The organism is Stenotrophomonas sp. YJH_SMC_4 (genome assembly GCF_059371575.1).
The window spans coordinates 43,787-55,868 of the sequence record NZ_JCAFUR010000019.1; the positions used below are offsets into that span (position 1 = coordinate 43,787).

9 protein-coding genes are annotated in these 12,082 nt (G+C 66.7%); 3 read left to right on the forward strand and 6 right to left on the reverse strand.

The genetic code is table 11. The features are described 5' to 3' along the window. The first annotated feature begins 118 nt into the window (after positions 1-118). Positions 119-1,546: an amino acid permease gene (locus tag AC5P9F_RS17900; RefSeq protein WP_005411719.1), complete on the forward strand. Its 1,428-nt coding sequence runs from the start codon at positions 119-121 to the stop codon at positions 1,544-1,546. A 92-nt stretch (positions 1,547-1,638) separates the two neighbouring features. Here the strand turns inward: AC5P9F_RS17900 and AC5P9F_RS17905 are convergent, their stop codons facing one another. Then, a complete protein-coding gene (locus tag AC5P9F_RS17905; RefSeq protein ID WP_099529642.1) occupies positions 1,639-2,880 on the reverse strand; it encodes a dipeptidase in 1,242 nt (413 codons plus the stop codon). Positions 2,881-3,090: 210 nt separating this feature from the next. Then, entirely contained in the window at positions 3,091-4,260 is a 1,170-nt protein-coding gene (locus tag AC5P9F_RS17910) for a class I SAM-dependent rRNA methyltransferase (RefSeq protein ID WP_005414966.1), read from the reverse strand. A 348-nt stretch (positions 4,261-4,608) separates the two neighbouring features. Here AC5P9F_RS17910 and AC5P9F_RS17915 point away from each other — a divergent pair, with 348 nt between their 5' ends. Together AC5P9F_RS17915 and AC5P9F_RS17920 are read left to right on the forward strand one after the other, a co-directional pair. Continuing rightward, complete coding sequence (locus AC5P9F_RS17915) at positions 4,609-5,571, forward strand: TerC family protein (protein WP_062606442.1); 963 nt, start codon at positions 4,609-4,611, stop codon at positions 5,569-5,571. Between the two features lie 93 nt (positions 5,572-5,664). Continuing rightward, entirely contained in the window at positions 5,665-6,435 is a 771-nt protein-coding gene (locus AC5P9F_RS17920) for a rhomboid family intramembrane serine protease (RefSeq protein ID WP_012481682.1), read from the forward strand. A gap of 110 nt (positions 6,436-6,545) precedes the next feature. On the opposite strand, the gene AC5P9F_RS17925 is transcribed toward AC5P9F_RS17920, so the two are convergent. From AC5P9F_RS17925 to AC5P9F_RS17940, 4 genes are all read right to left on the reverse strand, one after another. After that, positions 6,546-7,661: a glycerophosphodiester phosphodiesterase gene (locus AC5P9F_RS17925; protein ID WP_005411724.1), complete on the reverse strand. Its 1,116-nt coding sequence runs from the start codon at positions 7,659-7,661 to the stop codon at positions 6,546-6,548. A 159-nt stretch (positions 7,662-7,820) separates the two neighbouring features. Beyond that, complete coding sequence (gene mnmE, locus AC5P9F_RS17930; RefSeq protein WP_495232010.1) at positions 7,821-9,170, reverse strand: tRNA uridine-5-carboxymethylaminomethyl(34) synthesis GTPase MnmE; 1,350 nt, start codon at positions 9,168-9,170, stop codon at positions 7,821-7,823. A 3-nt stretch (positions 9,171-9,173) separates the two neighbouring features. Next, on the reverse strand, positions 9,174-11,846 hold the full coding sequence (locus AC5P9F_RS17935) for a polysaccharide deacetylase family protein (protein WP_495232011.1): 2,673 nt from the start codon (positions 11,844-11,846) through the stop codon (positions 9,174-9,176). Positions 11,847-11,955: 109 nt separating this feature from the next. After that, positions 11,956-12,082 (reverse strand): integrase core domain-containing protein (locus AC5P9F_RS17940; protein ID WP_146257439.1); only part of this gene is annotated, 127 nt, incomplete at its 5' end.

The following is a 12,082-nucleotide window of genomic DNA, read 5'->3' on the forward strand; positions in this document are numbered from 1 at the left end:
GCGTGGCCGGGGTGCAGCGCGCGCCCCGCCATGCATGACCCCCGTCAGTGGTAATGCTGCGCTGCGTTCGGTCACACTCGGGAACTTGTCGTTCTTAGTCACCCCTTCCGAGGCCTGCATGTCCCTGTTCCGGCGCAAGTCCCTAGATTCCGTCACCGTCCACGAGGCCGGCAGGCGTCTGATCCCGACGCTCAGCTGGCCGCACCTGATCGCGCTGGGTATTGGCGCCATCGTCGGTACCGGCATCTACACACTGATCGGCGTCGGTGCCAACCTGGCCGGCCCGGCCGTGCTGATCTCCTTCGCCATCGCCGGTGCGGTCTGCGCCTGTGCGGCGCTGTCCTACGCCGAGCTGTCGACGATGATGCCGGCCGCCGGCAGTGCCTACACCTACAGCTACAGTGCGCTGGGCGAGGTGTTTGCCTGGGTGGTGGGCTGGAGTCTGATCCTGGAGTACTCGCTGGTGGTGAGTACGGTGGCGGTGGGCTGGTCCGGCTACTTCGTCGGCTTCCTCGAATGGGTCCACACCCAGTTCGGCTGGAACGTGCACCTGCCGGCCTGGCTGGCGGCCGGCCCGCACGTGGAAGGCGGCATGATCAACCTGCCGGCGATCATCATCACCTGGCTGGTGGCCGGCATGCTGATGGCCGGCACCAAGGAAAGCGCCACCCTCAACGCCATCCTGGTGGTGTTCAAGCTGATCGCGCTGGCTATCTTCGTGGCCGTGGCCCTGCCCGCCTTCGACAGCGCCAACCTGCAGCCGTTCATGCCGTATGGCTTCGCCAAGTCGATGGGCCCCGATGGCGTCGAGCACGGCGTGATGGCAGCGGCGGCGATCATCTTCTTCGCCTTCTACGGCTTCGATGCGATCTCCACCGCCGCCGAGGAAACCAAGAACCCGGGCCGCGACCTGTCGATCGGCATCATCGGTTCGATGATCGGCTGCACCATCGTCTACGTGCTGGTGGCGCTGGCCGCCGTGGGTGCGATGAGCTACGCCGTGTTTGGCCACAGCGCCGAGCCGCTGGCGCTGATCATGCGCCAGCTGGGCCATCCGACCGCGGCGATGGTGATCGGCGTGATCGCGATCATCGCCCTGCCGACCGTGCTGCTGGCCTTCCTGTACGGCCAGAGCCGCATCTTCTTCGTGATGAGCCGTGATGGCCTGCTGCCGCGTGGCCTGTCCAAGGTCAACGCGCGCACCGGCACGCCGGTGGCGACCACGCTGTTCACCGCAGTGGTGGTGTCGGCGCTGGCCGGTGTGGCGCGCCTGGACGAGATTGCCGCGCTGGCCAACGCCGGTACCCTGGCCGCGTTCACCGCCGTCGGCATCTGCCTGGTGGTGCTGCGCCTGCGCGAGCCGAACCGCGAGCGCACGTTCCGCACGCCGCTGGCCTTCGTGGTCGGCCCGCTGGCCGCACTGGGCTGCATCTACCTGTTCCTCAGCCTGCCGCACACCACCCAGCTGTATTTCCTGCTGTGGAACGTGGCCGGCCTGGTGCTGTACTTCCTGTACAGCCGTCGCCACGCGCTGATCGCGAAATAACCGGATCACCGGTAGTGCCGGCCGCTGGCCGGCACCTCTCATCCTGTTGATACGGGCAATGCCGGCCAGCGGCCGGCACTACCACAGGGCGGTCAACCGCCCTGCTTTGCCGCATAGTCCTGCGCCTGGCGCATCACCCGCAGCAGGTTGCCGCCCCAGATGCCGGCAATCTGCTGCTCGGTGTAACCCTTGCGCAGCAGCCACGCGGTGATCTTCGGCAGCTGGCTGACATCGGGCAGGTCGCTCAGGCCACCGCCGCCATCCCAGTCCAGGCCGATGCCCACGTGCTCGGGGCCGACCACCTTGAGGATGTGCTCGAAGTGGGCGAAGAAGTCGTCGAGGCTGGCATGGCGCACCGGGTGTTCGTGGTCCAGCGCCTGCTCGGCCTTCAGCAGGGCGACGCCCTGCTCGATGCCCATGCCTTCCCAGCCACCCAGCTGCTTGCTCAGCGCTTCCTCGGCCTGCTTGCGCTCGGGCGTCTTTGCGGTGTCGATCAGGTAGCCACCATAGGCGTTCACCTGGATCACGCCGCCGGCCTTGGCCAGCTTGCGCAGGCGCGCATCATCAAGATTGCGCGGGTGGTCGTAGACCGCCTTGGCTGAGCTGTGCGACAGCACGAACGGCACCGGCATCATTGCCAGCAGGTCATCGAACACCGCGTCGGACGCATGCGACTGGTCGATCACGATGCCCAGCTTCACCGCCTGCTGCACCAGGACCTTGCCGGCCGGGCTCAGGCCTTTCCATTCCGCTCCCTTGGGGTCGGTGGCCGAATCGGCGAACTCGTTGTTGGCGAAGTGCACGGTACTGAGCAGGCGCAGGCCGGCACGGTGGTAGAACGAGAGCAGGCTGGGGTCTTCCACCAGCGGGCTGGCGTTTTCCATGCTGATGTAGACCACGCGCTTGCCGGCGGCCTTGATCCGTGCCGCGTCATCGGCGGTCAATGCCAGCGCGAAACGCTCGGGATTGGCGGCCAGCATTTCGCGGATCTCCAGCAGCCGCTGCAGGCCATGGTCACGCTCGGCGAGGTGCGCGGCTGGGCTGCGGTCGCCCTGATCGGTGTAGATCGCCCAGAAGCCACCGTCCAGCGCGCCCTCGACCATGCGCGGGTAGTCCACTTGCGAGAGTGCGTTGCGGTCGTGGCGCTGCTCGATGTCGAAGCCGGTCCGGCCGAAATTGGCCGGCGTATCCAGGTGGCTGTCGAGCGTGACCAGGCGCTGCTGCAGCGCCTTGGCGCGGGCCAGTTCCTGTGCGCTGAACTCGATGGCATGAGCCGACAGCGGCGCACACAGCGCCAGGGCAAGCACGACGGACAGGTGGCGCAACGATGGCATGGGCTCTCACCGGCAATGGGAAGAGCCCGACCATAGCGCTGCAGCCAGCAGATTTGTAGAGTCGAGCTCACGCTCGGCTGCCAGGCACCGCGAGTCGAGCATGAATCGTATTCACGGCCCAGCGGCCAGCTTCCCGCGCATTGCGATGCGTTCGAAACAATGGCGCCCCCAGGATCAGGTGGCGCGGCTCGCCTCTACATCGTCCCGCGGTCAGTCGACCACGCGGCAGAACACGGCCTTCAGGTAACGCGATTCCTGCACGTGGGCCATGAACGGATGGTCCGGACCGGCGCCAGCGACCTTCAGGATCTGGATCGTGCGGCCGGAGAAATACGCCGCGCGGCGCAGCATGTCGAGGAACTGGTCCTCGGCCACCAGGCCGGTGCAGGAGAACGTGGCGAACAGGCCGCCCGGCTTGACCACGCCCAGCGCCAGCTTGTTCATGTCCAGGTATTTCTTCAGCGCGGTGATGACCTGGTCGCGGTCGCGGGTCATCTTCGCTGGATCCAGGATCACCACGTCGTACTGCTCGCCGCGGTTGGCGGCGTCGCGCAGCCACGGGAAGATGTCGGACTGGATGAACTTCGGGCGCACGTTGTTCAGGCGCGAATTGCCCTTGGCGATCTGGATGACGTCCTCATCGATGTCGATGCCGACCACTTCCGAAGCGCCACGCGCAGCGGCATACACGGCGAAACCGCCGGTATTGCAGCACAGGTCCAGCACGCTCTTGCCTTCCACCTGCTGGCTCAGCCACTCGCGGTTCTCGCGCTGGTCGGCGAAGAAGCCGGTCTTGTGCGCGCCGGCCGGGTCGGCGCGGAACTTGATGCCGTACTCGGTGATCACCGACGCCTCGGTGGTGGTGTTGCCGTGGAAGTCGAAGCTCTCCTGCTTCTGCACGTGTTCGTCGGCGAAGCTGTGGAAACGGCAGCCCGGGAACTGCTCGCGCAGGGCGTCGTAGATCCATTCGCGGTGGCGGAACATGCCGGCGGCGAAGAACTCGACCACCACCAGGTCGCCGTAGCGATCCACCACCAGGCCGGACAGGCCGTCGCCTTCGCTGTGCACCACGCGCCAGGCGTCGGAGACCGCGTCGAGCTTCAGCACCTCACGGCGCAGCGACACCGCCTGGGCGATCTTGCGCGAGAACCAGCCGGCATCGACCGGCACGTTCTGGTCGTTTTCGAGGATGCGCACGGCGATGCGCGAGTGCCCGTTGTAGAACCCGCGGCCAATGAACTCGCCATCGATGCCGACCACGTCGACGATGGAACCGGGCTTGGGCCGGACGGTCGGTTTCTCGACCAGTTTCTGGAAGATCCACGGGTGGCTGGAACGCCACGCATTCTTGAGGCGGACAATCGGAAGGGGGGTATTCATCCACCCATTGTAAACCGGGCGCCGGGGGTCGGATCCCCGCAGGGGCTCTGACCGCAGTGTGGCGACAATGGGGTCGGAGCCCCTTTGAGGATCCGCCCCCTGGCCCCCCCATTTGACGGCGGCGGGGCCAGACGGCAGAATCGGCGCCAGAAGGGGAGTAGCTCCCAGACGTTGTCGCCGTCATTTCGAGCCCGCAGGCTCCGGTGCAACGGCAGTTCCAGCCGACTGGAACTGCGAGCGAGACCTTCGCCGTACTGGCGAAGCTCTGTCCCTGGATCCCCCTCCCGATCCTCCGTTGCAGATCCTCGCCGTCCGGCCTGGCATTCATCTTTCCAACGGACATTCCCAATGCAGACGATCGGTAACGTGTGGTTGTGGGGCGGCTTCGCAGCGGTGGTGGTCATCGCCCTGCTGGTCGACCTCGTGTTGATGCGCCATGGTGGACCGCACAAGGTCACCTTCAAGGAGGCCCTGTGGTGGTCCATCGGCTGGGTCGCGCTGGCCCTGCTGTTCAATGCGGGCCTCTGGTACTACCTGAATGAGACCGCCGGCCAGGTGGTGGCCAACAAGGTCGGCCTCGAGTTCCTGACCGGCTACCTGGTCGAGAAGGCGCTGGCGGTCGACAACATCTTTGTGTTCCTGATGATCATGAGCTACTTCGCGGTGCCGGAGGAGCAGCGCCAGAAGGTGCTGATCATCGGCATCCTGGGCGCGATCGTGCTGCGTACGATCATGATCTTCGCCGGCAGCGTGCTGATCAGCCAGTTCCATTGGCTGCTTTACGTGTTCGGTGCCTTCCTGCTGTTCACCGGCTGGAAGATGTGGTTCGCCGCCGGCCAGGAGCCGGACCTGGAGACCAATCCCGCCCTGCGCTGGATGCGCAAGCACCTGCGCCTGCTGCCGGACTATGCCGGCAACGCACTGAGCGTGAAGCGCGACGGCGTGCGCTGGTTCACCCCGCTGTTCGCGGTGCTGATCCTGATCGCGGTCACCGACGTGATCTTCGCCGTGGACAGCATCCCGGCGATTTTCGCGATCACCACCGACCCGTTCATCGTGCTCACCTCCAACGTATTCGCGGTACTGGGCCTGCGCGCGATGTTCTTCCTGCTGGCCGGCATGGCCGACCGCTTCCACCTGCTGCCGTATGGCCTGGCGCTGGTGCTGGGCTTCATCGGCATCAAGATGATGATCATCGACCTGTTCAAGATCCCGACCCCGGTGTCGCTGGGCGTGGTCGCGGTGATCATCGCCGCCACCGTGGTACTGAGCCTGAAGTACCCGCCGAAGGAAGGCTCCGGCCACACCTGATCATGGCCGGCCGGCGGGATTGTCCCGCCGGCCGCACCCACTCTCCCGTTGCGGTGGCCTTGGTTTCGCGCCAGTCACCGCCATTGCTGAGGTATGGACAACAACGCGCCCCTGCCCGCTGGCGACCTGCCGGCCCCCCGCAATGACCGCTCGCGCATCCTGCGGGCGTTCAATGTCAGCCTGGCCGCCGTGCTGGTGCTGGTGGCCGTGTTCGCCCTGCAGGGCACCTTCGACTGGCGGCCGTGGGCGGTCGCGCCGCTGGAAGCCAAGGGCCTGCTTGGCCTGATCGGCGGCCCGATGCTGCATGCCTCGGTCGAGCACATCGCCGCCAACAGCATCGCGATCCTGATCCTGGGCACGCTGGCCGGCAGCGTCTACCCGAAAGCCACCGTGCGCGCCCTGCCCCTGCTGTGGCTGGGCTCGGGCATCGGTGCGTGGATGCTGGGCAATCCGGGCAGCGTGCACCTGGGCGCCAGCGGCGTCACCCATGGCCTGATGTTCCTGCTGGCGAGCCTGGGCCTGCTGCGCCGCGACCGTGCAGCGATTGCCACCGGCCTGATCGGCATGCTGTTCTACGGCGGCATGCTGATGACCATCCTGCCGCACGCCGACGGCGTGTCCTGGCAGTCGCACATGGGCGGCGCCTTCGCCGGCATCATCGCCGCGCTGCTGTTCCGCAACGCCGACCCGCTGCCGCCGCGCCCGCGCTACAGCTGGGAAGACGAAGAAGACGAGGCCGAACCGCTGGCCGACGACGAGCTGGAACCGCCGTCACCGCAGCGCGTGCCGGTGCTGTGGCAGCCGCGCGAAGGTCAGGACTACGTGGTGATTCCATTCCGCCGGCCAGACGAGCCGCGCGGCTGAAAATGCCCCGGTAGTGCCGGCCGCTGGCCGGCACCCTCATGATCCGGTAGTGGCCGACCTTGGTCGGCGGTTGTTGTGTGCCAACCAAGGTTGGCATCTACCAGAGTCCGTCAGTTCGCCGCATTCCCCGCTGCGCCCATGCCATCCACCGCCTGTCGGCCCAGTGCCGGGTCATCGGTGAAGAACGCATCGATGCCGGTGGCCAGATAGGCACGCATCTCGGCAATCGAACCCTCGGCATTGCGCGCATTGTCGGCGCCCTTGCGCAGGTTGCTGGCCTGGAAGTGGTTCTCCGGACGGAAGGTGTACGGAATCACCATCAGGCCCACCGCATGTGCGTCCTGTACCAGCGTGGTCGGAGTGCTCAGCGCGCCCTTGGCGTCCAGCGGAATGATCGAGCGCAGTTCCGGGCCGATGCTGTCGGCGTAGCTGGCGATGTCCTTCAGTCCTGCCGGCGTCATCATCTGGGCGTAGGTCAGCTTGCCACCGGCCTTGGCGATGTCGGCCGGCTGGGTGTCGCCCTTCCACAGCAGTTGCAGCAGGCGGATGTTGCTGCCACGCGGGATCTTGCCGCGCAGGTAGCGCAGGTTGGCGGTCTCGAACGACTGGATGGTGACCGGGCCGACGTTGGTATAGGCATTGCCACGCAGCGCGGTCAGGAGCTTGTCTTCCATCGGCAGGCCGATCGACTGGAAGTAGGTCGGGTGCTTGATCTCCGGTACCAGGCCGATGCCACGGTTGGCACGCCCGGCCTGCTGGACAAGGAATGCGAGGATCTCGTCCAGGCTGGCGATGCGGAACTGGCCGTCATAGGCGGTGCTGCGCAGTTCCGGCAGGCGCTCGCGCGCGTACAGGGTCTTCAGCTCGGCCAGGGTGAAGTCTTCGGTGAACCAGCCGTCCACCTTCTGCCCGTCGATGACCTTGCTGGTGCGGCGGCTGGCGAATTCGGGATGCGAGGCCACATCAGTGGTGCCGCTGATCTCGTTCTCGTGGCGGGCCACCATCACCCCGTCCCTGGTCATCACCAGGTCCGGCTCGATGTAGTCGGCGCCATCGGCGATCGCCTGCGCATAGGCGGCCAGGGTGTGCTCGGGCAGCAACGCGCTCGCCCCGCGATGACCATAGACCGACACCTTGTGCGCGGCCGGGGTGGAGGATTCAGCACTCATGGCCACCGATGGTGCCACGGCCAGCGACAACAGCAACGCACAACCCCACGACTTCACTGCGACTTCCCCAAGCGGTATGTGATGGGCGTCAGTATGCGGCGGCAATGTGACAGGTGGGGGACCTGGGGTCGGATCCCCGGAGGGGATCCGACCCCGTAGCGATCCCGGGGAGCTCGTTCGGCTGGGTTGCCGGCCAGCGGCCGGCACTACCAAGGCTTACTTGCCGATGCAGAAGCTGGAGAAGATCCTTCCCAGCAGATCATCGGCACTCATCTGCCCAGTGATCTCACCCAGCGCGTCATGCGCCAGCCGCAGTTCCTCGGCGGCCAGCTCCAGGTGCTCGTGCGCCAGCTCGCCGTCGGCGCGCTGCGCGTGCTCCTGCGCACGCTCGATTGCATCCACATGGCGCGTGCGCGCGGAGAACTCGCCATCCACCTGCTCCCCTGCCCCGGCCGAAGCGATCGAACGCAGACGCGCGTGCAGATCGTCGAGCCCGGCGCCGGTCGCAGCCGAGACGAACACGCGGTCCGGATCGTCCAGTGCTGGCAACGCCTCCAGCAGGTCCGACTTGTTGTGGATGTAGACCTTGTGCGGCACCGCCGCCACGGCCTCGCCCAGCGCTGCTTCGCCGGCCGCCGGATCGCGCGCATCCAGCACGATCAGCGCCAGGTCGGTGCGCTCGATTTCCACGCGGGCGCGGCGCATGCCTTCGCGTTCGATGGCGTCACCGCCGTCGCGCAGGCCGGCGGTGTCGACCAGGGTCAGCTCCAGGCCGTCCAGGCGAATGGTTTCGTGCAGGGTGTCGCGGGTGGTACCGGCGATGTCGGTGACGATGGCGCGTTCGCTGCCGGCCAGCGCGTTGAGCAGTGAACTCTTGCCGGCGTTCGGCGGACCGATCAGCACCGCGTGCAGGCCATCGCGCAGGCGACGGCCGCGTTCGGCATCGCGGCGCAGCAGGGCCAGATCGCTGCGCGCCTGTTCCAGCCCACGCCGCACCTGAGCGCCACCGAGCGTATCCAGCGGTTCGTCGGCAAAATCGATGGCCGCTTCCACGTGGATGCGCAGCAGCACCAGCTGCTCGACCACGGCGTCGATGCGGCGCGAGAACACGCCATCCAGCGAGCGACGTGCCGCGCGCGCGGCGCGGTTGTCGCCCGCGGCGATCAGGTCGGCGATGGCCTCGGCCTGAGCCAGGTCGAGCTTGCCGTTGAGGAATGCCCGTTCACTGAACTCACCCGGCCGCGCCTGGCGCGCGCCGAGCGCGATGCAGCGCGCGACCAGCTGCTGCAGCAGCACCGGGCTGCCATGGCCCTGTAGTTCCACCACTTCCTCGCCGGTGAAGCTGTTCGGTGCCGGGAACCACAGCACGATGCCATCGTCGATGACCTCGCCGTCGGCATCACGCAGGCGCGCGTAGTGCGCGTGGCGCGGACGCAGTGCAGGTGCGCCCAGTGCATTGGCGATGGCCGCAGCACGCGGGCCGGACAGGCGCAGCAGGCCGACACCGCCGGCGCCAGGGGCGCTGGCGATGGCGACGATGGTGTCGGTGCGGATCGCGTCGTTCATGGCTCAGAGCTTCTCCAGCTGTGCGCGCGCCTGTGCCGCGCCACTGCCCTGCGGCTGCAAGGCCAGGTAGGTGGTGTAGGCCTGCTTGGCCTTGGCCTTGTCGCCGGCGTTGAAGTAGGCATCACCCAGGTTGAGATAGGCCACTGCACGCGAGGGGTCGATCTTCAGCGTGTTCTCCAGCCAGCGCGCCGCTTCGGCATAGCGCTGCTGGCGGTAGTAGACGAAGCCGAGGTTGTTGGCGGCCTGGGCGAAGTCCGGACGCAGCTTCAGTGCCTCGGTGAACTGCGCCACCGCCTCGTCGTACTGCTTCTCGCGGTACAGCTGCAGGCCGCGGTCATTGGCCTGCTGCGCGCGCTGGCGATCCGACGCCGGGCCCGCAGTGGGCACCACCAGCTTGGCCTTGCCGCCCTGCAGGTCGGCCACCGTCACCGGCGCCTGGCTGCCCTTGGCTTCGCTGGCGGCTTCAACCTTGTTGTTCAGTGCGATCGCATCGGCGGTCAACTGGCGCGTATCGGCATTGAGGAACTCCTGGCTGTCCGGCACCTGGAACACGAACTCGCCGCCCTGCGAACCGGGCAGGCTGCCGAAGGCCGGGGTCTGGTGTGAAACGGCTGAGACGGCCGGCGCAACGTAGGCGGCCAGTTCGGTACCGGTGATCAGCCCATCGCCGTTGAGGTCGCCCTTGCCGGCCAATGCCTGCAGCAGCACCCAGGTGAACACCGAGTGGCCGTTCGGACCGGCGTCGGCCACCTGCTGGTCGGCACCGCCGGCGGTCAGCATCTGCCGCGCGCTGCGCCGCGCGTTCTCGCGCAGGAACGACGACGACGATGGACCGCCACGGGTAAGGCCCAGGCCGCTATAGCAGGCATCCATCACGAACATCACGTGCTTGGCCTGCATGCTCTCGGCGATGTTCTGGATGTCGGTCATCGCGATGGCGTCGGTAGCGAATTCCTTCGGGTCCGAATCGACCGGGATGATGTAGCCGAGGTCGCGCCCGGAGGCGAGCTGGCGGGTCGCGCCATGGCCGGCGAAGAACACGAACACGCGATCGTTCTTGCCAGTGCGGTCATCGGCCAGGCGGTCGTGGAAGGCAGCCAGGATGTTGTTGCGCGTGGCCTGCTCGTTCTTCAGCACGATCACCTGCGAGGACGGGAAGCCGAACTGCCCGGTCAGGGTATCGGCCACCGCCTGCGCATCGTGGCTGGCGTACTCCAGCTTCGGCCACTTGGCGTAGTTGTCGATGCCGACCACGATCGCCCAGGACTTCTCGTAGCCGGTGGTGACGGTGGCGGCACCGGTATCGCCCTTGCGCGCACGGGCGACCGTGAAGTCGCGGCCGTTCCAGCCAGCGAACTGGTAGCCATCGGCGATCAGCCGGTCGAGGATCTGCGGCAGCGCCTTCACCGCACGATCGTGAATGTCGTGGAACAGGATGATGCCGCGCTGTTCCTTGTTCACCTGGTCGAGCACGCGCTGGACGATCGATTCCGGCACCGGGTCGGCCCAGTCCATCGAGTCGATGTTCCACATGATCGACTTCAGCCCGGCTTCGTTGAGCAGCTGCAGGCCTTCGGCATTGCGTGCGCCATAGGGGAAGCGGAACAGCGGCGCGCGCTTGCTGTCGACATCCTTCAGCAGCGTGTCGGTGTCCAGCACCTGCTGGCGCAGCGCGTCACCGGTGGTCCGCGACAGCTGGGCGTGGGTCAGGCTGTGATTGCCGACCGCATAGCCCTCTTCCATCAGGTTGCGGCTGATCTTCGCCATCGGGCCGAGGCTGACCTTGCCGTCGGCCTCGACCTTGCCCAGGTTGCGGCCCACTTCGAAGAACACGCCCGGCACGTCGTAGCGCTTGAGGATGGCCACCACTTCATCGGTATAGGCCTTGTGCGGGCCATCGTCGAAGGTGAGCACAACGGTCTTGGCCGGCAGGTCGCGGCCGAAGATCTCGCGGTCGCTGTCCTTCATCGACATCGGGTACGGCTCGATCACGCCATAGTCGCGCAGGATCGCTTCGCGGCTGTAGTCCTTGTGCAGGTGGGCGATGTAGTCGTCCCACTTCTCACGCTTCAGTTCGATGGCGCGGGTGCGCTCGAAACGGCTGAAGATGCGGGTCAGTTCCTGGTTGTAGTTGCGCTCGATCTCATCAAGCGCCTCCAGGTCCTCACCGATGCGCTGGTGCAGCTTCACCGCCGGCAGCGACGAATCGGTGCCGACCCGTTCATGCAGGTCACGCAGCACTTCGCGGAAGGCCAGGCGGTCGGCGTCGAACAGTTCCGGCGCCGACTCGATGTAGTCCAGCACGGTGCCGAGGGTGGCGAAGCGCTGCGGACTGGAGCCGCGCAGCAGCGTGTCTAACTGCGCGGCGATGGCCGTGCGCTGTTCCAGGCCATCGTGGAACAGCTGCTGGCCCACGCGCGTGGAGGTACCGCGGTCGGCAGCCGACTGCTGTTCCTCGTCGGCCAGCAGCACGATGATGCGGCGGTAGCCGTCGAGCTGCTTCTGCAGCGCGGCCAGCAACGGTGCAGCGGCGGGATCGGCGGCGGCCGCGGCCTGCGCGCTGGGCTGGGTGACCGTGGTCGCCGGCGCCTTCGCGTCCTTGTCGCCACAGCCGGCAACGACCAGGGTCAACAACAGCGACGGCAGGAACAGGCGGAACGACGACGCACGCTGCATGGTGGACTCGAAGGTGGGAGGAACGGTGTGCGGCGATTCTAACGCCGCATGCGAAAAGCCCGCCTTGCGGCGGGCTTCTCATCGACCGGGGCGGTAGTAGAGTCGACTGTTAGTTGTGTAAACCCACCACGTTGTTCAGCAGGACTCTGGAAATAGGTGGCTGGCCACCGATCCCCATGTGAGGGCGGTGCCAGTTGTAGTGGTGCAGCCATTGGGTCAGCACGGAATTGCGCTGG